Origin of the sequence: Nocardioides sp. CCNWLW216, assembly GCF_037120545.1 — a bacterium.
In the GTDB taxonomy this organism is placed as follows: Bacteria; Actinomycetota; Actinomycetes; order Propionibacteriales; family Nocardioidaceae; genus Nocardioides; species Nocardioides lianchengensis.
In genome coordinates this window covers 202,193-223,880 of record NZ_JBBBBJ010000004.1, presented here as the reverse complement: position 1 = coordinate 223,880, position 21,688 = coordinate 202,193, and the positions used below count along the sequence as shown (strand labels likewise).

The following is a 21,688-nucleotide window of genomic DNA, read 5'->3' as shown; positions in this document are numbered from 1 at the left end:
GACTCCGCTGCGGCCGCGACCGGCTCGGCGGGGTGAGGGAGAACAGATGCTGCACGATGCTCGCGCCGTCGAGACGGCCAACCCGGGGACCTCCGGGCCCAACACCGTCGTCGTCACCGACACGCCGTCCGACGTCGAGCGTCCACGCCTGCGCGTCGGGGTGCTCGTCGTGGCCTACAACGCGGCGACCACCCTGGCCCAGACACTCTCGCGCCTGCCCGCGTCGTTCGTCGAGACCGTCGACCACGTGCTCGTGTCCGACGACGCCAGCTCCGACGACACCTACCAGGTCGGCCTGCAGTTCAAGAGCGGCTCGACGCTTCCGATGACCGTCGTCCGTCACGAGCGCAACCTCGGCTACGGCGGCAACCAGAAGACCGGCTACGCCTGGGCGATCGAGCACGAGCTGGACGTCGTGGTCCTGCTGCACGGCGACGGCCAGTACGCCCCGGAGTGCATCGGCGACCTGGTCGCCCCGCTCGCCCGCGGCGAGGCCGACGCGGTCTTCGGCTCGCGGATGATGAAGCGCGGCGACGCCCGGGCCGGTGGCATGCCGATGTACAAGTACCTCGGCAACCGGGTGCTGACCCGGATGCAGAACAAGCTCGCCGGCCTCGACCTGACCGAGTGGCACAGCGGCTACCGCGCCTATCGCGTCGACGCGCTCGCCGACCTCGACCTCGCGTCGTACACCGACGACTTCGACTTCGACACTCAGATCATCCTGGGGCTGCACGCCCAGGGGAAGAAGATCGCCGAGGTGCCGATCCCCACCTACTACGGTGACGAGATCTGCTACGTGAACGGCATGAAGTACGCCAAGGACGTCACGATCGACGTGGTGAAGTTCCGCCTCGGCGAGATGGGCTTCGGCGAGACCTCCTCGACCGGCCCGGACACCGAGGCCTACGAGCTGAAGCCGAGCGAGCACTCCTCGCACGGCGTCCTGCTGCGCTGGTTGCGCACCGTCGCGCCCGCGCGGGTGCTTGATGTCGGCTGCTCCGACGGTCAGTTCGCCGGGCTGGTCGGCCGGATGGGTCACCGTGTGACGGGCGTCGACCTGGTCAAGCACGTCGGCATCGCCGACCGGGTCGACCAGTTCGTCGAGGCCGACCTCAACGCGGGACTGCCCGCGGACGCCGGTCGCGACTACCGCGTCGTCGTCGCTGGCGACGTCCTCGAGCACGTCATCGATCCGGCCGCGCTGCTGCTCGACATCGCCGACCGGCTGGCGCCCGACGGCGAGGTGTTCGTCTCCGTCCCGAACTTCGCCCACTGGTACCCCCGCGCCCGGGTGGTCGCCGGACGCTTCGACTACGACCAGCGTGGCCTGCTCGACCACGGCCATGTCCGGTTCTTCACCCGACGCAGCTTCGAGCGTCTCGTGCAGCAGTGCGGCCTGCGCATCGTCGAGGCCGAGACGGTGGGCTCGCCGTTCGACGTCCTGGAGCGCGGAGCGGGTGGGGAGAGCCGACTCGCGCGGATCGCCGGTAGGGTCGCGGTCGCCGACCGGGCCGCGACCCGGACCTGGCCGACCCTGTTCGGCTACCAGTTCCTCTACCGCCTGGAGCGCGCTTGAGCGACCGTCGTCCCGACGGCCCCCGCAGCACCGACGAATCCCGCCGTCGCGCCGTCGCGACCGGGCTCGGTCTCCTGGTCGGCGCGGTCGCCTACGGCCTGACCCTGGTCGACTACAGCACCCGGTTCGGGCGTACGGCGAACTCACTCGGCTACGCCTCGGGGTTCTTCGACGCCCAGGGCCGCGCCTTCCTCGACGGCCACCTCGACGTACCTCCGGGCACGCTCGGGATCGAGGGCTTCCTCGAGGACGGTCGCGAGTACATGTACTTCGGGCCGTGGCCGGCGATCCTGCGCCTCCCCGTCCTTCAGACCACGACGGAGTACGACGGCCGCCTGACCGTGGCATCGATGGCGCTGGCCTTCGTGCTGCTGGCCGTCATGGTCACCAAGCTGACCTGGCTGGTCCGCGACCTGATGCGTCCGGACGAGCCCGTGACCCGCTTCGAGGCGGCCTCGATGGGCGTCTTCATCGCGCTGGCGACCGGAGGCACCAGCCTCACCTACGTGGCGGCCCTCCCCTGGACCTACCACGAGGTCTACGCCTGGGCGGTGCCGCTCGCACTCGGCGCGATGTACTGGATGCTGCGCGTGTTGCGCTCTCCCGACCCGTCCGCGATCGCCTGGCTCCTGGTCTTCGACGTCGCGACGGCGCTGACCCGCACGACGGGCGGTTGGGCGGTCTGCCTGGCCACGGTCGGCGTCGGCGCGTGGCTGCTCACCGGCCGGGTCCATCCCGAGCGCCGACGTGCCGGCGCGGCGGTGGTCGCCGGCGGCGTGCTGATGCTGTTCGTCGGCATCGTGCTCAACTGGGTCAAGTTCCGCCACCCCTACCTGTTCCCGCTCGAGGACCAGGTCTGGACCCAGCTCAACGAGCACCGACGCCAGGCGCTGGACGCGAACGGCGGCACGATCACCGGACCGCAGTTCTTCCCGACGGCGTTCATGGCCTACTTCCGTCTCGACGGCGTCCGGATCGTCGACTACTTCCCGTTCGTCACGCTGCCGGCGCACCCCGCGCCGTCGTACGCCGGGGCCTTCGTCGACCAGAGCTACCGGACCGGCAGCGTGACGGCGTTCATGCCCTGGCTCCTCGTGCTGACCATCATCGCGGTCGTCGTGCTCTTCCGGCCCGGCGTCGACGCGGCCCGCCGGTGGCTGCGCGTCCCGCTCGTCACCGGCGTGCTCATCACCGGCGGCGTGATGGCCTACGGGTACTTCGCGCACCGCTACACCGCCGAGTTCGTGCCGGCCCTGATCATGGGTGGAGCCGTCGGCACTTGTGCGTTGACCCGCTGGCTGCAGCAGCGTCGGACCGCGATCGCCCGGGCCGGGCTCGTCCTGGCCGGCCTGCTGACCGCGTGGTCGGTCGCCGCCTCGATGCTGGTCGGCTACTCCGCAGCCGCGTTCACCGGTGGTGGGCCCCACCTGGCCCGCTACCTCGACGCGCAGCACCGACTCTCCCCCGGCGCCCAGGCCGACCTCGTGACCTTCTCCGACGATCTCCCGTCGGGCGGGGACACGGACGACCTGTGGATCCGAGGCGACTGCGAGGCCCTCTACCTCAACACCGGCGACACCTACGACACGTGGCAGCTGGTCGAGCGCCGGAGTCTCGTCATCGACCTCCGGGTCGCCGAAGGCGGGGAGGCCGGGCGGGTGCAGCTCGCCCGGGCCCTCACCGACTTCCCGAAGTCGGTGTGGCTCCAGCTCGACGGACGCGGCCGCGCGCGGGTGCAGCTGGTGAACGAGACCGGGACCTTCTCCGGCGGGTGGTTCGACCTGGTCGCCCCCCGGGAGATCCGGATCGGCATCCGTGACCTGGCCGAGCTCGGGTACGCCGAGGTCAGCTCCAACCCCGGCGGGTACGTCGGGTTGATGCGCACCTTCGAGTGGGGCGACGACTGGATCTCGTCCCCGACCGAACTGGAGTTCGTCCAGCCGCCGGCCGGCGAGCTCGCCGCTCTGGGCGTCGAGATGAGCACCGGGTTCGGGCTGGCGCCTCCGTTGTGCACGCGTATCGCCGCGACCGCGCGCGGTCGCTGAGGGCCGGGGACATGCGGGTCGTCTTCCTGACGTGGCGGGACTCGACGCACCCCGACGGCGGCGGCTCGGAGGTCTTCGTCGAGGAGGTCGCGCGCGAGCTGCACCGTCGCGGTCACGAGGTGACGATCCGGTGTGCACGCTCCGACGGCGCGACTGCCGAGGCGGACCTGGACGGCGTCCGTCTGCTCCGTGCCGGCGGACGGCTCACCGTCTACCCGCGGGCGCTCGGCTGGCTGGTCCGACACCGGCGTCGGGTCGACGTGGTGGTCGACGTCATCAACGGTCTCCCCTTCGGCGCGCCGCTGGTGCGCCGGCGCGGCGTGGTGGGACTGGTTCACCACGTCCATCGACGCCAGTGGCAGATCATCTACCCCGACGTGCGGGGGCGGTTCGGATGGTTCGTCGAGCGTCGACTCACGCCCGCGCTGTACCGGCGGACCCCGATCCTGACGGTCTCCGACGCGAGCCGCGACGACCTGGTCGCGATCGGGTTCGACCGGGCGATGCTGACCGTCGCCCGCAACGGCGTCGGTGGCTCGCCCGTCGATGCCGACCGATCACCCACCCCGAGGATCTCGGTGCTGGCACGGCTGGTGCCGCACAAGCAGGTCGAGCATGCGTTCGCCGTCGTCGAGCGGCTGCTGGCCGACTATCCCGACCTGCACCTCGACGTCATCGGTGACGGTTGGTGGCGTCCGGATCTGGAGGCGGCCCTCGCCCGCCACGGGGTGGCCGATCACGTCACCCTGCACGGGCACCTGCCCGCGAGCACGCGCGATCGGCTGCTCGCGCAGTCGTGGCTAATGCTGCTGCCCTCGGTCAAGGAGGGCTGGGGTCTCGCGGTGATGGAGGCGGCGGTCCAGGGCACGCCGACCGTGGCCTACCGAGAGGCGGGCGGCGTCGCCGAGGCCGTGGCGGACGGGCTGACAGGCGAGCTCGCCGACGATCTCGATGACCTGGTGGCGCGCACGAGCGCCCTGTTGAACGACCACGACCGCCGGCGGGCGATGGGCACGCGGGCGGTCGAGAGGTCAGCGACGTTCACCTGGACGGCGACCGCTGACGTGGTGGAGGAGGTCCTGCGACGGACCACGCCTCACGATCAGATCAGGACTGGTCGCCGTAGTTGATGATCTCGGTCTGGGCCGGGTTGCTGTCGGGGGGGCTGGTCTGCACCTGGACAGCGCCGAAAGTGACAGCAGCAGCGGTGGCGCCGCCGATGAGCGCCGGCGCGAGCAGCTTGACGAAGATCAGCACGTTGGTTCTCCCTCTTCCAGTACTGAGCAGACCATAGCAGCCACAGGCCTAGCGCGGAGGCTTCCGGGCACGCCGCGCCGAAACGGCGACAGCGGCCGTTCCGCTGAGCAGGACGAGGAGGGCCAGCGAGTCCGCCGCGAGCACGACGGTCCTGGCCAGGGAGGTGGGCGCTGGACCGGGCTCCGCTCCGGGAACGCGGAGCAGGAGCAGGTCGTCGTCGGCGTAGACCTCCTCCAGACCCCCGAGGTCGAGGTCCGGCGTCGCCGGGTCGTCGCGGTAGACCAGTGCCCAGCCGACCCCTTCGGCCGCCAGGGCAGGTGCCACCGGGCCGGCCGCGAGCGCCACCCCGATCCGGTGCGACCGGGCGCTCTCGCCCCGCACGACCTTGTCCCCCACGACGAGGTCGTCGGAGACCACCACCCCACGGTCGAACCACCGGACGGCCGGGTCCGACGAGACCTGGCCGTGCCCCCAGGCGAAGCGCCGGTAGGACCGCCACGGAAGCGTGGCCACGTCGCCGCTGCCCTCGGCGTCCAGCCGCTCGGCCACGGCGTCGAGGCCGGACGGGTAGGTGACCGGGTCGACGGTGGGCCAGGTCTCCCCGGCCCCGTCCGGGAGGAGCACCAGGGGCGCCACGACCGCCAGCGTCGCCACCCCGAGGAGCACCTCGGGCCCACGAGCAGCAACCGCCCGGACCGCACGGTGGGCAGTGGCCCCGGCCGCGACCGCCACCAGCACGACGTACGGCGCCAGGAACTTCTGCGCGTCACGCAGCAGGCCTGCGCCGGGGACGTGCTCCACCAGGGTCTCCATCAGCGACTCGCCGCCCGGCAGGCTCGAGGCGAGTGCCACGGCGAGGCCCCCCGCGGCCAGGCCGGCCAACCGACGCAGCTCGAGCACGTCCCGCAGCAGTCGACGGCCGAGGAGCAGGGCGACCAGGGCGGCGACGGCGGCCAGGGGGCCCCAGACCAGGTCGCGGCTGGCGGGCACGCTGCCGGCATCCCAGATCCCACCGCCACCGACCAGCGCGACCACGGTCCCGAGCAGGCCCGGCGGGCCCTCCGCCCCAGCGGCGAAGAGGGCGACTCCGGCGGGATCGGAGGTACCACCGCCTCCCGTTCCGACGAGCGACGGCACCACCCACGGCAGCTGCAGGAGCACGCACGCGGCGACCAGCCAGCCGGTCCGGCGAGCACGCCCGGTCCCGGCCACCAGGACCGCTGCACACCCGAGCAGCCCCCCGGTCGGTGTCAACGACCCAACGGCCAACCAGCAGACGGTGCCGCCCAGGTCGCGGGCGCGACCGTCCTCGCGGAAGCGCCGGGCCGCGACGAGCAGCCACGGCAGCGCGGCATAGCCCAGGAGCAGGGCCCACTGACCGAGCGAGGTCCGCTCCACGACGTACGGGTTCCAGACGGCGGCGCCCCCGGCGACCAGCCGCCCCACGGTGCCGAGTCCGCGCACCAGCCGGTGCGTGCCCCAGCCCGCGAGCGCCAGGCCCAGCGGCAGGACGATCCGCGCCAGCACTCCCCCGTCGACCACAGCGGTGAGCAGCGAGACCACGGCGTCCAACGGGACCGCACGGGGCGCCGACTCCCCCAACCCGATGCTGGCGTCGGTCCACGGCTGGCGCGGGACGAAGACCAGGTCGCGGGCGAGCGGGTGCCCCGCACCAGCCAGGAGGGGCCAGCAGAGCACCACCGCGAGCACGGCCGGCCACACGTCGAGGACGACGGGGCGCCAGGGGAGGGACGTCCGCGGTGTGTCGGTCATCAACGCCCCTCCCTATGCTGCGCGGGTGCAGCCTAGAGGTCTCTCCGTCACCGAGGCGTACGCCGTCGCCGAGCGGTTGCCCGGGTGGCTGACCGAGGACCAGGCACGGTGCCTGTACGACGCCGCGGCCGCCGTACCTCCCGGCTCGACCGTGGTCGAGGTCGGCAGCCACCACGGGCGCTCGGCCGTGATGCTGGCCGCCGCGCTGCCCCCCGCAGCCCGGCTGGTCGCGGTCGACCCGTTCCCGGACGACTGGCGCTACGGCGCCGCCGGCACGGAGGCCGCGTTCCGGGCCAACCTCGCGGGAGCCGCCCTCGCCGACGTCGTCGACCTCCGGGTGGCGACGAGCGCCGAGGTCCGCGCCGGCTGGCACGGCGCGCTCCACCTCGTCTACGTCGACGGCAAGCACGACTACTGGACCTGCCGGGACGACCTGCGCTGGTCCGAGCACGTCGTCGCGGGCGGCACCGTCCTGGTGCACGACGCGTTCTCCTCCTTGGGCGTGACCACGGCGCTGGTGCGCGAGCTCGCGACCAGCGACACGCTTCGCTACTGCGGACGGGTCGGCTCGCTCGCCCGACTGGAAGTGGCCCCGCCGCATCTCACCGACCGGCTGCGCGTGCTGAAGGAGCTGCCCTGGTGGGGTCGCAACCTCCTCGTCAAGGTGCTCCTGAGACTGCGTCTCACGGCCCTGGCCCGCGCGCTGGGCCACCACGACCAAGCGGACCCTTACTGACAGGCCCGGCCGTACGATGAGCCGGTGACGACGACGACCGACCGTCCCGCCCCACGTCCGGGCGGGCTGAGAGGCCTACTCCGCGGAGGCGCCGGCATCGCCGTCGCGATGGCGGTCATGAACATCTCGACCTACGGCTACCAGCTGGTCGCGGCCCGTCGTCTCGGCCCGACCGAGTACGGCGCGGTCGCCAGCCTGATGGCGCTGTTGATGGTGCTCGCCGTGGTCCAGCTCGGCCTCCAGGCGACCGCGGCCCGCCGGATCTCGGCGACCCCGGCGAACGTGGCGCAGATCGAGCGGGTCATCATGGCCGTCACCTACCGGGCGGCGCTGGTGGTGGGGGCGGTGATGCTGCTGGCGGCTCCCCTGGTCCACCGCGTGCTGCGTCTCGACAGTGTGTGGCCGGCCGTCTTCATCGCGCTCGCCGCGGTACCGCTCACCATCCAGGGCGGCCAGGCCGGCATCCTGCAGGGCGAACGGCGCTGGCTGCCGCTCGGGCTCGTCTACCTCGGTGTCGGTGTCCCGCGGCTGCTCATCGGCTCGATCTGCATCGCGATCGAGCCCAGCGAGAGCGCGGCGATGCTCGGCGTCCTCCTCGGCCTTCTCGCCCCCGTCGCGGCCGGGTGGATCGCACTCCGCCGCCCGCGCGACGCGGGCGAGCACAGCCCCGAGCACGCCGGTCGGGCGGTGACCCGGGAGACCTTCCACGCCTCGATGGCCCTGCTGGCCTTCTTCGTCCTGAGCAACATCGACATCCTGGTCGCCCGCAACGTCCTGGACTCCCACGACGCGGGTCTCTACGCCGGCGGCCTGATCCTCACCAAGGCCACCCTGTTCCTGCCCCAGTTCGTCGTGGTGGTCGCCTTCCCGGCGATGTCGACGGTCAGCGAACGCCGCGCGACCCTGCTGCGCAGTCTCGTGCTCGTCCTCGCGCTCGGCATCGCCACGATGCTCGGAGTCCTGCTGCTCCCCGACCTGGCGATGCTCTTCGTCGGCGGCCACGAGTACGACGAGGTCAGCTCGCTGCTGTGGCTCTTCGCGATGCTCGGGACCTTCTTGTCCATGCTCCAGCTGCTGGTCTACTCGGTGCTGGCTCGGCAGGGCACCCGGACCGCCTACCTCATCTGGGCGGCCGTGGTGGTGCTGGTCGCCGTCGGTGCCGCCCTGGGCTCGCTCGGCGGGCTGCTGGCGACCGTCGCGCTGGTCGACGGCGTGCTGCTCGTCGGCCTGCTGGTGCTGAGCCTGTGGAGGATGAACCGCCTGGTCTCGGTGCCCCCCGGCGGGCTGGCGCCCGGGGTCAGCCCTCCGGGCTGACCGTCCCTGTCGGCGACGGGCTCTGGCTCGCGGATTCGTCGCTCGAGGACTCGCTGGGGCTCTCGCTCGAGCCTTCGCTCGGGCTCTCGGATCCGTCCGCCCCGGACGGCGTGCTCCCCGGGTCCGTGCTCTCCCCGGCCTCGAAGGCGGGCAGGAACACCGCGACGTCCTGGTAGAGCAGCACCCCGCCCCAGTCGTTCACCGCGACCGGGCCGGCACCGGTGTCACTCGCGACGTCGGCTCCGGTGCGTGCGTTCAGGACGACCCCGACCCCGCTGTCCAGGAGCCCGTAGACGAGGTCGTCCTGGACCAGCGTGACGAGCGGCGCGAACCGCTCCTCGTCGGGCAGCGACCACGCAGGCTCTCCCGCCTCGAGGTCCCATCCGACGACGTCGTCGTCGTCGGCCATGGTGCACACCCGCACGGTCCCCGAGGTCGCACCGCACGCCCAGTTCCAGCGGGCGGTCTCGGTCGGAGCGCCGGGCTGGCCCGTCTCGAGGTCGAGCGGGACGATCGCCGGCTCGGTGCCGGCGCCGAGCGAGCGCACCACCGTCACGGCGTCGTCGGTGTGACCGATCGCGGTGGCGTCGACGGTGCCGCGCAGCGAGCGCCACTCCGTGTCGCCCGACTCGAGCCCGACCGCCTCGACGGCCCCCGGCCGCTGCGCGAGACCGGTGTTGAGCACCACCACGTCGTCGGTGACGTCGAGGACCCGTGCCGGGCGCTGGCGCCACAGTACGTCGTCGAGCTCGATGTCGACCGCGAGCGTTGCCCGGCTGCCGGTCTGCCCGACCGCCGTCTCGATGACCACGACGTCGCCGGTGACGCCGGCGATGCGAGCGGTCGCCGGCAGCGCCTCCCCTTCGGGATCCTGCGGCAGTACGGCGGTCGCGACGTCGAGCAGCTCACCGCTCTGGAGGTCGAAGCGGGTGATCGTGAAGGTGTCCTCGCCGATGTAGGTGCCACTCCCTGCCTCGTTGGCCGCCTCCAGGAGGATGCCGACGCCGGCCGCGCGATCGACCTCGAGGTCGGTGAACTGACCACCGGTCGTGGTGAGCGTGTAGGCCGACTTCAGGGACGGCAGCACCCGTCCGATGGCGCTGCCGGCCGACACGGTGATCACCGTGTCCTCACCGGCACCGACCGCCAGCACGCCCGTCTCGTCGAAGGTCGTCGAGCCCGGGCTGTTGAAGGCGGTGGGCACTGCTGTCGGTCGCTCGTCGGGCAGCGGCTGCGCCGAAGTCGACGCCGAGGTCTCCGCGTCCGGCTGGTCCGCGTCCGGGTCCTTGACCCAGCTGCACCCGGCGAGGGACACCGTCACCAGGAGGGCGATCAGCCCTGCCCCGCCGGTGCGTCCCCGTGCAAACGTCGTGCCCACGACTCCTCCTGTCCTGGTGGCGCCTCCGCGCGCCGCCCCACCCTAGGCGGGGACTCCGTCATCCGGGGCCGAACCCGCCGTAGCCGTCGACTCAGTGGGCGGCCTCGTGCCAGCTCCGGCCGGTGCCGACGGAGACGTCGAGCGGGACCGCCAGCTCGGCGGCACCGCCCATCTGGGCGCGGACGAGAGCGTCCAGCTCCTCCCGCTCCCCCGGGGCGACCTCCAGCACGAGCTCGTCGTGGACCTGCAGGAGCATCCGGGACTGCAGTCCGGCGGCCCGGATCGCGCGCTCGACGTCGAGCATGGCGATCTTGATCAGATCGGCGGCCGAGCCCTGGATCGGGGCGTTGAGGGCCATCCGCTCCGCCGACTCACGGCGCATCCGGTTGTCGCTGGTGAGGTCGGGCAGCTGACGTCGGCGGCCCATGATCGTCTCGGTGAAGCCGGACTTGCGCGCCTCGTCGACCACACCCTGGAGGTAGTCGCGGATGCCGCCGAAGGTCTGGAAGTACTCGTCCATGAGTCCCCGAGCCTCGGCCGGCTCGATGCCGAGCTGGCCGCTCAGACCGAAGGCGGACAGGCCGTAGGCGAGCCCGTAGTTCATCGCCTTGATCTTGGCCCGCATCTCGACCGTGACCGCATCGGCCGGGACGTCGAAGACCCGAGCGGCGGTGATGGAGTGGAAGTCCTGACCGGACCGGAACGCCTCGATCAGCAGCTCGTCCTCCGAGAGGTGGGCCATGATCCGCATCTCGATCTGGCTGTAGTCGGCCGTCATCAGCGACTCGTGGCCGGGACCGACGACGAAGGCCTCTCGGATCCGGCGGCCCTCCTCGGTGCGGATCGGGATGTTCTGCAGGTTGGGGTCGGTGCTGGAGAGCCGACCGGTCGCCGCGATCATCTGGTTGAACGTCGTGTGGATGCGCCCGTCGGGCTGCACCGTCTTGAGCAGACCCTCGATGGTCTGGCGGAGCCGGATCACGTCGCGGTGGCGGAGCAGATGGAGCAGGAACGGGTGCTCGGTCTTCACGTAGAGCGCCTGCAGCGCATCTGCGTCGGTCGTGTAGCCGGTCTTGGTGCGCTTGGTCTTGGGCATGCCGAGCTCGTCGAAGAGCACGACCTGGAGCTGCTTGGGCGAGCCGAGGTTGATCTCCTTGCCGATCACCGCGAACGCCTCGTCGGCCGCCTGCCGCACCTCGGCGGCGAAGTGACCCTCCAGCTGCTCCAGGTGATCGGTGTCGACCGCGATGCCGGTCGTCTCCAGCTGGCCGAGCAGCTGGACCAGCGGAAGCTCGACCTCGGCGAGCAGGCGGGTGCCCCCGGCCTGCTCGACCTCACCGTCCAGCGCCTCGGCCAGGTCGATGACCGCCCGGGCGTGCAGCATCGCCGTCTCCGCGACGTCGTCGCCGCCCTCGACCGGCTCGTCGAAGAGCATCCCCTGGTCGGGCTCGCTCTCGGTGCGCAGCTCGCGGCGCAGGTAGCGCAGGGTGAGGTCGCCCAGGTTGTAGGAGCGCTGGTCGGGCTGGACCAGGTAGGCGGCGAGCGCGGTGTCGCTGACCAGGCCGGCCAGCGTCCAGCCCTGGGCGGCCAGGGCGTGCCGGGGACCCTTGGCGTCGTGGAGCACCTTGGGTCGCTCCGGGTCGGCCAGCCAGGCCGCCAGCGCGGCGTCGTCCTCGGGGGTCAGGTCAGCCACGTCGACGTATGCCGCGAGCCCGCTGACGTCGGCGATCGCGAGGCCCTCGACCGCACCGGTGCCGGACCCCCAACTGCCGCGCACGTGGACCCCGACGTGCTGGGCACCCAGGCCGCCGAGGAAGTCGGCGACCTCACCGGCCGGCAGGCGGCGACCGGACAGCTCGAAGCCCCCCTCGTCCACGGGGGCCTCCTCCTCCGGGCTGAGGGTGTCGATGGTGCGCTGGCGCAGCTCGCCGCGGAACTCCAGATCGTCGAAGAGAGTGAGCGCGGCCTGGCGGTCCCAGGGGGCGAGGACCAGCTCGCTGGGGACCTTCTCCAGGTCGAGGTCGCGGACCAGGGCGTTCAGCTGGCGATTGCGGATCACGTCGCCGAGGTGCTCGCGCAGCGACTCGCCCTTCTTGCCGGTGATCTGGTCGGCGTGGGTGATGACGTTGTCGAGGCCGTCGTAGGTGTTGATCCACTTCGCCGCGAAGCCCTGGCCGACGCCGGGCACGCCGGGCAGGTTGTCGGAGGTCTCGCCGACGATCGCCGCGAGCTCGGGGTAGCGGTGGGGCGGCACGCCGTACTTGGTCTCGACCGCCTCGGGCGTCATCCGGGCCAGGTCGGAGACCCCGCGCATGGGGTAGAGCACGGTCGAGTCGGCGGTCACCAGCTGCAGGGAGTCGCGGTCGCCGGTGAGGATCAGCACCTCCATGCCGTCCGCGAGCGCCTGCGTCGTCAGGGTGGCGATGATGTCGTCGGCCTCGAAGCCGTCCTTCTTCAAGAAGGTGATGCCGAAGGCGTCCAGGACCTGCTCGAGGATCGGCAGCTGGCCGCTGAACTCCCCCGGGGTCTTGTTGCGCTTCGCCTTGTACTCCGAGTACTGCTCGAGCCGGAAGGTCTGGCGCGAGACGTCGAAGGCCACCCCGACGTGGGTCGGCTGCTCGTCGCGCAGCACGTTGACCAGCATCGAGACGAAGCCGTAGACGGCGTTGGTGTGTTGGCCGGTGGTCGTGGAGAAGTTCTCCACCGGCAGCGCGAAGAACGCGCGGTAGGCCAGCGAGTGGCCGTCGAGGAGGAGCAGGCGCGGACGGGTCGACTCAGGCACCCGCCGACTCTAGCGGCGCCCGCCGACAGGCAGGATGGGGCCATGAGCGAGCAGCTGTCGATCGAGGAGTACGTCGCCGCGATGCCCGAGGGCATGGGCGGGCTGAACGAGAAGATGGGCATCGAGCTCGTCGAGATCTCCGCCGAGCGGGTCGTCGCGACCATGCCGGTCGCCGGCAACACCCAGCCCTACGGCCTGCTGCACGGGGGCGCGTCGGTCGTGCTCGCCGAGACGCTCGGCTCGATCGGCTCGGCGATCCACGCCCACCCCGACAAGGTCGCCGTCGGCGTCGACATCAACGCCACCCACCACCGCTCGGCCACCGGCGGGCTCGTCACCGGCGTGGCCACCGCCATCCACCTCGGTCGCTCCTCGGCCGCTTACGAGGTCGTGATCACCGACGAGCGCGGCAAGCGCGTCTGCACCTCGCGCATCACCTGCTCGCTGATCCCCCGCGAGCGCGTGGGGCTGTAGCGCCGGCTCAGCCCGCGTCGGGCGCAGCCTGCGAGCGCCTGAGCGAGCGCCGGGCGGCCAGCACCTGGCCGAGCTGGCGACCGCCGCCCCGGTGCAGGCTGGGCCGCTGGGCGACCAACCGCGCCCGGACGGCGTGGGTCGGGGCGACCCGGAGGACCGCCTGCGGTCCCAGCGCCAGCCGCGCCATGAAGCGGTTGCCGTCGCGCGAGCTCGAGGCCGCCGCCGTGGCGACCTGGCCGATGCCGAGCTCCTCGGCGAAGCTGACCGCCGCCTCCATGAGGGTGCGTCCGACACCGTGGCGCCGGTACTCGGGCAGCACGTGCGGCGACAGCGCCTGCACGGTCGGCTCCAGGTTGAGGGCGCTGAGCGTCGTGAGCCGCAGGTAGACCGCACCCGCGGGACTGCCGTCGTACTCGGCGACGACGAGCCTCTCGTCCGGTGACTGCGTCGCGTTCTTGATGATCACCTCGAGATCGGCGATCTGCTCCTGGCGGTCGGCCCGGCGGAGCGTGTCGGCCCACAGGGTGGCCAGGAACGGCGCATCGGTGATCGCGGCACTGCGCAGCGTCACCAGTGTGCGCATCATCGGTCCATCGCCTTCCACGCCTTCCTGGTGTGGCGAGCGCGCTGTCTGTCCCCGTGAACGCGGCTCCTCGGGGGCGAGGCTACTCTCTGCAGGCCGCGGACGGCAGAGGAGGGTGTGGGGTGATCCCAGGGATCGGAACGGTCGTGAACGTGGCGACCGTGCTGGTCGGTGCGCTGCTCGGCCTGCTGCTCGGCAACCGGCTGCCGACCCGCACCCGTGAGGTGGTCACCGACGCGCTCGGCCTGGTCACGCTGCTCATCGCGGCGACGTCGGCGACGGCCGTGCTGGACCCCGCGTTCTCGGACGAGGTCGGGGACAGCGCCCCGATGCTCATCGTGCTCGGGTCGCTCCTCGTCGGCGGGATCGTCGGCTCGCTGCTCGGCATCGAGCGCGGCGTCGGCTCCTTCGGGGGCTGGCTGCAGCGCCGCCTCGTCGGCCAGACCGGATCCGCCGAGCGGCAGCGCTTCATCGAGGGCTTCGTGGCCTCGTCGCTGCTGTTCTGCACCGGACCGCTGACCATCCTGGGATCGCTGAACGACGGACTCGGCAACGGCGCCGACCAGCTGTTCCTGAAGTCGGCGCTCGACGGCTTCGCGGCGATCGCCTTCGCGGCGTCCTTCGGCTGGGGCGTCGCGGCCAGCATCGTGACCGTCGTGACCGTGCAGGGCGGCCTGACGCTGCTCGGGCTGGCGCTTGGCGACGTGCTCCCCGACGCGCATCTGGCCGCCGTCACCGCGGTCGGCGGACTGCTCCTGGTGGGCGTGGCACTGCGGCTGCTGCGGGTCCGGGAGGTGGCGGTGGCGGACCTGTTGCCCGCCCTGCTCATCGCTCCGGTGCTGGTGACCACGGTCGCGGCCTTTCACTGAGTCAGAGCTCTGCGGCTTCAAAACATCCTGCTTGGTCACAAAACGGCCACAAAAGGGTTCAGGTCACAGACCCGGCTCCCAAACCCCTCCCACCGCACTACGGTGCTTGCTGGTGCCCATGCCCGCATGGTGCTTCGTGAGAACCCCGGAGGATAGATGAAGCGCAATACCCTGACTCTTCGCCTGGCGGCCGTGACCGCCGCGAGCGCCCTGGTGCTGGCCGCCTGCGGCAGCGAGGACAGCAGCAGCGACGCCGAGTCGAACGACTCGCCCAGCGAGAGCAGCAGCAGCTCGGCCGAGCCCGTCGCCGAGGGCGACGGCACCCTGACGTTCGGCTCCCTGCTGCCGGCCACCGGCAGCCTGGCCTTCCTCGGCCCGCCGGAGTTCGCCGGTGTCGACCTGGCCGTCAAGGAGATCAACGAGGCCGGTGGCGTGCTCGGGAAGGACGTCAAGCACGTGCGCGGCGACTCCGGCGACGCCGACTCGGGCATCGCCCCCGCCGAGTCCGACAAGCTGATCGACGCCGGTTCCGACGTCATCGTCGGTGCGGCCTCGTCCGGTGTCTCGTTGACCGCCATCGACAAGATCATGTCGGCGGGCGTCGTCATGTACTCCCCCGCGAACACCTCCACGGCGTTCGACGAGGGCGACTACGCGGAGCCCGACCTGTACTTCCGCACCGCTCCGTCCGACATCCTGCAGGGCGCGGTCCTCGCGAACCTGCTGGTCAAGGACGGCCGCAAGAACGTCGCGATCCTGGCCCGCCAGGACGCGTACGGCGAGACCCTCGCCTCGGAGATCAAGAAGAACCTCGAGGCCCAGGGCTCCGCGGTCGCCGTCACCGAGTTCTACGGCGAGAAGGCGCAGACCTTCGACACCCAGGTGCAGGAGATTGCCGGCGCCGGCGCCGACGCCGTCGTCCTGGTCGCGTTCGAGGAGACCACCTCGATCGTCCCGCAGCTCGTCTCCGCGGGTGCCGGTCCGAAGGACCTGCCGACCTACTTCGTCGACGGCAACACCGCCGACTACAGCAAGGACTCGGACGTCCCGCTGCCCGACGGCACGCTCACGGGCACCAAGGGCACCATCCCCGGCGCCGAGACCGCGGGAGACTTCAAGGACCGGCTCAAGGGCGTGGACCCGAAGCTGACCGACTACTCCTACTCGGCGGAGTCGTACGACGCCGTCGTCACCTCGGCCCTGGCCGCCATCGCCGCCCAGAGCGACGCTGGTGAGGCCATCGCCGGCGCCCTGGTCGACGTGACCAAGGGTGGCGAAAAGTGCAGCACCTTCGCCGACTGCGCTGCTCTCCTCGCGGAGGACCCGTCGACTGACATCGACTACGACGGTGTCTCCGGCCCGATCGAGTTCAGCGACCTCGGCAGCCCCACCGCCGCGTCCATCGGCATCTACGAGTACGACGCCAAGAACAAGATCTCCCCGGTCGAGTACATCGCCGGCAACATCTGATCCCAGCAGTACTCAGCAGCACCCAGCACCACCCGAAGGGCCCCGGAGCACCGCTCCGGGGCCCTTCGCCATGCCCGGGCACCCATTGCCCACCCGGGCGCTGCGGTCGGCCCCTCCCCCGGGTTGAACGAGCCGCGCAGAGAGTTTCATCGGCTGGCCGATAGACCTCACGCCTGGACGACGAAGGTTTGTCGTCCAGGCGTGAGCTTTGTCGGCCAGCCGATGAAACTCTCATCCCGGCCCGTAAGCCGCGACCGACAGGGGGCAGGAAGACCCCGGACGGGCTAGCCCTAGCCCGTCCGGGGTGCCTGCGTACGCGGGACGTCGTACAGTCGTGGCGCACACGGCCGGGAACGCCGCAGGGCCCGGGAGCGATGCTCGCGGGCCCTGCGTGGTGGTGCTGCGTCGTGCGGTGCTGCCTCAGCTGGCCGCGCCAAGGGTGCCGAGGTAGAGCTCGATCACCTTCGGGTCGCCGGCCAGCGACTTGCCGGTGCCGCTGTAGGCGTTGCGGCCCTGGTCGAGCACGTAACCGCGGTCGCAGATCTGCAGGCAGCGGTTGGCGTTCTGCTCAACCATGATCACGGAGACGCCGGCCTTGTTGATCTTGCGGGTCTGGACGAACACCTCGTCCTGCATGACCGGCGAGAGCCCCGCGGAGGGCTCGTCGAGCAGCAGCACGGAGGGGTTCATCATCAGGGCACGGCCCATCGCGACCATCTGCCGCTCGCCGCCGGAGAGCGAGCCCGCGCGCTGCTTGCGGCGGGTGCCCAGGGTCGGGAACAGGTCGGTCACGAAGGCGAACCGGTCGGCGAACGTGCCGGGGGCCTGGTAACAGCCCATCTCGAGGTTCTCCTCGATGGTCAGGCTCGGGAACACGTTGTTGGTCTGCGGCACGAAGCCGATCCCCTTGGTGACCAACTGGTCGGCGCGCTGGTTGGTGATGTCGTCACCCTTCAGCAGCACCTGCCCGGTGTGCACCTTGACCAGGCCGAAGAGAGCCTTGAGCAGGGTGGACTTACCGGCACCGTTGGGGCCGATGATGCCGACCAGCTCGCCGGGCTGGCAGTAGAGGTCGGCGCCGTTGAGGATGTTGACCCCCGGCAGGTAGCCGGCGATCAGGTTGTCGGCCCGGAGTACGGCGCCGTCGGCGTGCGCGAGGTGGTTCTCGCGCTCGGCGTTGGTCTCGCTCATGCCTGCTCCTCCTTGATCTCGGCCTCGACCTCGGCCTCGAGCACGGCCTCGTCGAGCTCGCTCAGGTCGGTGTCGTGGTGGGCGCCCAGATAGGCGTCGATGACCCGCTGGTCGGCCATGACCGACTGCGGGGTGCCCTCGGCCACGATCTGCCCCTGAGCCATGACGATCACCCAGTCGGAGATGTGACGGACCATGTCCATGTCGTGCTCGACGAACAGCACGGTGCGGCCCTCGTCGCGCAGCGACTGCACGTGTCCGAGCAGCGACTGCTTGAGCGCGGGGTTCACGCCGGCCATCGGCTCGTCGAGCATGATCAGCTCGGGGTCGACCATCAGCGCGCGCGCCATCTCGAGGAGCTTGCGCTGACCGCCGGAGAGCGAGCCCGCGAAGTCCTCCCGCTTGGCGTCGAGCTTGAAGCGGGCGAGCAGGTCGTCCGCACGGGACGTGATCTCGTCCTCCTGGCCCTTCCAGAGCCACTTGAACGGCGCCAGCCAGAACTTCTCGCCCTTCTGGCCGGTCGCACCGAGACGCATGTTCTCGATGACCGTCAGCTTGGCGAGCACCTTGGTCAGCTGGAAGGTGCGCACCATGCCGAGCCGGGCGACCTTGTAGGCCGACACGCTCTGCAGGGCGTTGCCGTTGAAGCTCCACTGGCCGCTGTTCGGCTCGTCGAAGCCGGTCAGCAGGTTGAACAGGGTCGTCTTGCCGGCACCGTTGGGGCCGATCAGCGCGGTGATGACGCCCCGCTGGATCTCGATGTGCTCCACGTCGACGGCCTTGAGCCCGCCGAAGGTGCGGGTGATCCCGCTGCCGACGACGATCGGGTCCGGCTTCTTGGCGCCCGGGTCGGTCGCCACCTGCGCGAGCGCGGCCTGTGCCGCGGTGAGTTCAGCGGCCATCGATCGCGATCTCCCTTCGATCGCCGAAGATCCCCTGAGGTCGGAAGATCATCAGCAGCATGAGTGCCAGTCCGGTGACGATGAAGCGGGTCAGGCTGGACTGGGACGAGTCCATCAGCCAGGTCGGCAGGATGGGGTCGGGCCCACTGGTCATCTGGCCGAACGTCGCGCCGAGGCCCGACAGCAGGAACCACAGGATGACGCCACCGACCACGGGCCCGAGGACCCGCGCCGCGCCGCCGACGAGCAGGGCGGTGTAGGCGAGGAAGGTCAGGTTGGTGTTGTAGTCGGTCGGGACCACCGAGGCCTGCTTGAGCGCGAAGAAGAGACCGGCGAGCCCGCCGATCATGCCGCCCAGGATCAGCGCCTGCATCTTGTAGGCGAAGACGTTCTTGCCGAGCGAGCGGACGGCGTCCTCGTCCTCACGGATCGAGCGCAGGACGCGGCCCCAGGGGCTGCGCATGAGCGCCCACACCACGAGGCAGCAGATCGCCACCAGGCTCCAGCCGACCGTGATGTTCCACAGGTCGTCGCGCCGGTAGCTGATGAAGCCGAGGTCGATCCCGTCGGAGTACGGGTTCAGGTCCTTGTAGACCTTCGAGTAGCCGGTCAGGCCGTTCGAGCCGCCGAAGGTGTCCTTCATCTCGACCGAGCCGAAGACGAGCCGGAGCGCCTCGGAGGTCGCGATGGTCACGATCGCCAGGTAGTCGGCGCGCAACCGGAGCGTCGGCAGGCCCAGGACGATGGCCAGGGCCAGCGCCGCGACGAACGAGACCGCCACGCCGAGCCAGAACGACCCGTCGAGGATGACCACGGTCACCGCGAGGCCGTAGGCGCCGACGGCCATGAAGCCGGACTGGCCGAAGTTGAGCAGCCCGGTGTAGCCGAAGTGCACGTTGATGCCGATGGCCGCCAGCACGTAGACGATGGCCGTCGGACCGAGCGCCTGCTGCAGGGCAGTGCGGAGAATTTCCAGGAAGTCCATGTCCGTGTCCCCTCTACCCGATCCGCTCTCGGCGGCCGAGGATGCCTTGCGGCCTGACCAGCAGGATGAGGATGAGCACGACCAGCGCGCCGACCTCCTTGATGGACGACGGAACGCCGAACGTCGGACCGACCTCGACGATGATGCCGATCACCAGCGACCCGAGCAGGGCGCCCCAGATCGTGCCGAGGCCACCCAGGGTCACCGCGGCGAAGACGAGGAGCAGCATCCGACCGCCGTTCTGGAAGCTGACCTGGCTGTTGAGCCCGAGCAGCACGCCGGACAGACCGGTCAGGGCCGTGCCCAGGATCCAGGCGTTGCGGATGACGCTGTCGACCCGCATGCCGGACGAGGCCGACAGCGCCGGGTTGTCCGACACGGCTCGCATGGCCTTGCCCATCCGGGTCTTCATCATGGCGATGCAGACCGCGGTGATGACGACCAGCGAGATCACGATGATCGCGATCTCCTTGTCGTTCAGGTGGATCGGGCCCCACGAGTGGCGGACCTGGGCGACGTACTGGTCGTAGGTCTGGGTCGACCCGCCGAAGGTGTACTGGAAGATGCTGCGCAGGAAGAGGGCGAAGCCGATCGAGACGATCATCATCGCGATCAGGCCGGTGCCACGCCGCCGCAGCGGTCGCCACAGGACCCGGTCCTGGGCGTAGCCGAAGAGCGCGGACGCCAGCACCGCGGCCACGCCGGCGAGGATCACCGGCAGTCCGGCGTCACGGTTGAACCAGTAGGTCACCACGCCACCGAGGGTGATCAGCTCGCCGTGGGCGAAGTTGGTGAGCCCGGTCGCCCCGAAGATCAGCGACAGACCCAGCGCGGCGAGCGCGATGATCAGGCCGAACTTGATGCCCGAGACGATCGAGTCGATCAGCTTCGTGGTGAAGCCGGTCGTGTCGGCCGCCTGGACGCCGATCGGGAAGGCCGCGATGGTGGCCGATCCGCTGATGAGGACGCGGACCTCGAGCTCGGTGCGGGTCTTGCTGTCGAGCTCGATGCCCTCGGGGAGCGTGTCCTCGTCCAGCGTCACGGTGTAGGTGCCACCGCCCGGCAGCGGGATACTGGCCTTGCCCTCGGCGTCGGTGACGTCCTCACCGACCTCGGTGCCGTCGTCGGCGGTGACAGTGAGTGTCACGCCCTCGATCGGCGCCGGCAGGCCGTCCACCTTCTTCGAGTCATCGCTCAGGGTGACGTCGATCGCCGTACCGTCCCCCACGGGAGCGTCGGCCGGGGCCGACGGACTCGAGGAGGGACTCGGCGATGACGTCTCGTCGGCGAACGCAGCGGCCGGGGACAGCAGGGCTGCTGTCACCACCGCCAGCGCTATCAGTCGCGAAACCACACACAACTCCGTTCGTTCCACGCACCAGCGGCGAGGGTGGATGCAGTCTAGGGGTCCACAGGGCGAGACGTGTCACATCCGTGAGTGTCGACCGAAGGGAGATGCGGGCTTTACCTGCCCGTGACCTGGGGCGACGCGGGCGTGATGCTGCTCAGGCCCCGGCGATGCCCGGCCCGTGCTCGACGACGCCCTCAGCGACCTGGCGCATCGAGAGCCGCAGGTCCATGGCGGTCTTCTGGATCCAGCGGAATGCCTCGGGCTCGGTGAGGCTGAGCTGCTGCTGCAGCACGCCCTTGGCCCGGTCCACCGCCTTGCGGGTCTCCAGGCGCTCGGTGAGGTCGGCGACCTCGGCCTCCAGCTGGCCGAGCTCGGCGAACCGGCTCACCGCCATCTCGATGGCCGGCACCAGGTCGCCCTTGCTGAACGGCTTGACGAGGTAGGCCATCGCCCCCGCGTCACGGGCCCGCTCGACCAGGTCGCGCTGCGAGAACGCCGTGAGGATGACGACCGGGGCGATCCGCTGCCCGGCGATCGCCTCGGCCGCGGCGATCCCGTCGAGCACCGGCATCTTCACGTCGAGGATGACCAGGTCGGGACGGAGGTCCTGGGCCAGCTCGATCGCCTTGGCCCCGTCGCCGGCCTGGCCGACGACGTCGTACCCCTCCTCGGTGAGCATCTCCGCGAGGTCCATCCGGATGAGCACCTCGTCCTCGGCGATGACGACGGTGCGGGTCGAGGGAGTCGGCTGAGCGGGCTCGGTCACACGGCCCAGGCTAGCGCCGCCCGCCGACGGCGCCGGGATCAGGCCAGGTGCTGGGCGGTCGCCGCGGCGCGCACGACCGGCTCCCGGTCCGCGGCGCGAGCAGCCACGAACGCGTCGGCCTCAGCCCGCTCGACGCGTCGGCGCGAGCACTCGACGGAGGCGAGCCGCGCGTTCTCGACCGCGCGCAGGTTGCTGGTGCTGGCCCACCGCCACGGCTGCCACATGGCTGCCTC

General features: G+C 71.0%; 19 protein-coding genes. 8 read left to right on the top strand and 11 right to left on the bottom strand.

Features of this window, described 5'->3' with window-relative positions:
• Positions 1–46: 46 nt before the first annotated feature.
• Genes V7S47_RS11235 through V7S47_RS11225 form a run of 3 tightly spaced genes read left to right on the top strand, consistent with a single transcriptional unit; the run spans position 47 to position 4,754 of the window.
• Entirely contained in the window at positions 47–1,579 is a 1,533-nt protein-coding gene (locus V7S47_RS11235; RefSeq protein ID WP_336561629.1) for a bifunctional glycosyltransferase/class I SAM-dependent methyltransferase, read from the top strand.
• Positions 1,576–3,624 carry a hypothetical protein gene (locus V7S47_RS11230; RefSeq protein ID WP_336561628.1) on the top strand — a complete coding sequence of 683 codons (2,049 nt, stop codon included), beginning with the start codon at positions 1,576–1,578 and terminating at the stop codon, positions 3,622–3,624. Before V7S47_RS11235 ends, V7S47_RS11230 begins: the two co-directional genes overlap by 4 nt.
• 11 nt (positions 3,625–3,635) lie before the next feature.
• Complete coding sequence (locus tag V7S47_RS11225) at positions 3,636–4,754, top strand: glycosyltransferase family 4 protein (RefSeq protein WP_336561627.1); 1,119 nt, start codon at positions 3,636–3,638, stop codon at positions 4,752–4,754.
• Here the strand turns inward: V7S47_RS11225 and V7S47_RS11220 are convergent.
• Positions 4,732–4,881 (bottom strand): hypothetical protein, encoded by a 150-nt coding sequence (locus tag V7S47_RS11220; protein ID WP_170867011.1) that lies wholly within the window; start codon positions 4,879–4,881, stop codon positions 4,732–4,734. The genes V7S47_RS11225 and V7S47_RS11220 overlap by 23 nt on opposite strands.
• A 48-nt stretch (positions 4,882–4,929) precedes the next feature.
• Entirely contained in the window at positions 4,930–6,654 is a 1,725-nt protein-coding gene (locus tag V7S47_RS11215; RefSeq protein ID WP_336561626.1) for a hypothetical protein, read from the bottom strand.
• A gap of 25 nt (positions 6,655–6,679) precedes the next feature.
• Here V7S47_RS11215 and V7S47_RS11210 point away from each other — a divergent pair, with 25 nt between their 5' ends.
• Complete coding sequence (locus V7S47_RS11210; protein ID WP_336561625.1) at positions 6,680–7,390, top strand: class I SAM-dependent methyltransferase; 711 nt, start codon at positions 6,680–6,682, stop codon at positions 7,388–7,390.
• Positions 7,391–7,414: 24 nt separating this feature from the next.
• Positions 7,415–8,704 (top strand): polysaccharide biosynthesis protein, encoded by a 1,290-nt coding sequence (locus V7S47_RS11205; RefSeq protein WP_336561624.1) that lies wholly within the window; start codon positions 7,415–7,417, stop codon positions 8,702–8,704.
• Here the strand turns inward: V7S47_RS11205 and V7S47_RS11200 are convergent.
• Positions 8,688–10,082 (bottom strand): hypothetical protein, encoded by a 1,395-nt coding sequence (locus V7S47_RS11200; RefSeq protein ID WP_336561623.1) that lies wholly within the window; start codon positions 10,080–10,082, stop codon positions 8,688–8,690. The genes V7S47_RS11205 and V7S47_RS11200 overlap by 17 nt on opposite strands.
• Positions 10,083–10,173: 91 nt before the next feature.
• Positions 10,174–12,864 (bottom strand): DNA polymerase I, encoded by a 2,691-nt coding sequence (gene polA, locus V7S47_RS11195; protein WP_336561622.1) that lies wholly within the window; start codon positions 12,862–12,864, stop codon positions 10,174–10,176.
• A 42-nt stretch (positions 12,865–12,906) separates the two neighbouring features.
• Between polA and V7S47_RS11190 the strand changes: the two genes are divergently transcribed.
• A complete protein-coding gene (locus V7S47_RS11190; RefSeq protein WP_336561621.1) occupies positions 12,907–13,338 on the top strand; it encodes a PaaI family thioesterase in 432 nt (143 codons plus the stop codon).
• 7 nt (positions 13,339–13,345) lie between these two features.
• Here V7S47_RS11190 and V7S47_RS11185 read toward each other — a convergent pair whose 3' ends face one another.
• Positions 13,346–13,924 carry a GNAT family N-acetyltransferase gene (locus V7S47_RS11185; protein WP_336561620.1) on the bottom strand — a complete coding sequence of 193 codons (579 nt, stop codon included), beginning with the start codon at positions 13,922–13,924 and terminating at the stop codon, positions 13,346–13,348.
• Between the two features lie 119 nt (positions 13,925–14,043).
• Here V7S47_RS11185 and V7S47_RS11180 point away from each other — a divergent pair, with 119 nt between their 5' ends.
• Both V7S47_RS11180 and V7S47_RS11175 read left to right on the top strand, forming a co-directional pair.
• Entirely contained in the window at positions 14,044–14,790 is a 747-nt protein-coding gene (locus V7S47_RS11180) for a DUF554 domain-containing protein (RefSeq protein WP_336561619.1), read from the top strand.
• A gap of 156 nt (positions 14,791–14,946) precedes the next feature.
• Positions 14,947–16,260: an ABC transporter substrate-binding protein gene (locus V7S47_RS11175; RefSeq protein WP_336561618.1), complete on the top strand. Its 1,314-nt coding sequence runs from the start codon at positions 14,947–14,949 to the stop codon at positions 16,258–16,260.
• A 420-nt stretch (positions 16,261–16,680) separates the two neighbouring features.
• On the opposite strand, the gene V7S47_RS11170 is transcribed toward V7S47_RS11175, so the two are convergent.
• The 6 genes from V7S47_RS11170 to V7S47_RS11145 form a co-directional block, all read right to left on the bottom strand.
• A complete protein-coding gene (locus V7S47_RS11170) occupies positions 16,681–17,451 on the bottom strand; it encodes an ABC transporter ATP-binding protein (protein WP_336561617.1) in 771 nt (256 codons plus the stop codon).
• The gene (locus V7S47_RS11165; RefSeq protein WP_336561616.1) at positions 17,448–18,353 is read right to left on the bottom strand and encodes an ABC transporter ATP-binding protein; all 906 of its coding nucleotides are present in this window, start codon (positions 18,351–18,353) and stop codon (positions 17,448–17,450) included. The genes V7S47_RS11170 and V7S47_RS11165 overlap by 4 nt, the downstream gene beginning before the upstream one ends.
• Positions 18,343–19,338, bottom strand: coding sequence for a branched-chain amino acid ABC transporter permease (locus V7S47_RS11160; RefSeq protein WP_090854766.1), 996 nt, complete (start codon positions 19,336–19,338; stop codon positions 18,343–18,345). The genes V7S47_RS11165 and V7S47_RS11160 overlap by 11 nt, the downstream gene beginning before the upstream one ends.
• 13 nt (positions 19,339–19,351) lie before the next feature.
• The gene (locus V7S47_RS11155) at positions 19,352–20,515 is read right to left on the bottom strand and encodes an ABC transporter permease subunit (RefSeq protein ID WP_442945347.1); all 1,164 of its coding nucleotides are present in this window, start codon (positions 20,513–20,515) and stop codon (positions 19,352–19,354) included.
• A gap of 328 nt (positions 20,516–20,843) precedes the next feature.
• Entirely contained in the window at positions 20,844–21,455 is a 612-nt protein-coding gene (locus tag V7S47_RS11150; RefSeq protein ID WP_336561614.1) for an ANTAR domain-containing response regulator, read from the bottom strand.
• A gap of 38 nt (positions 21,456–21,493) precedes the next feature.
• A complete protein-coding gene (locus V7S47_RS11145; RefSeq protein WP_336561613.1) occupies positions 21,494–21,679 on the bottom strand; it encodes a hypothetical protein in 186 nt (61 codons plus the stop codon).
• Between the last annotated feature and the right edge of the window lie 9 nt (positions 21,680–21,688).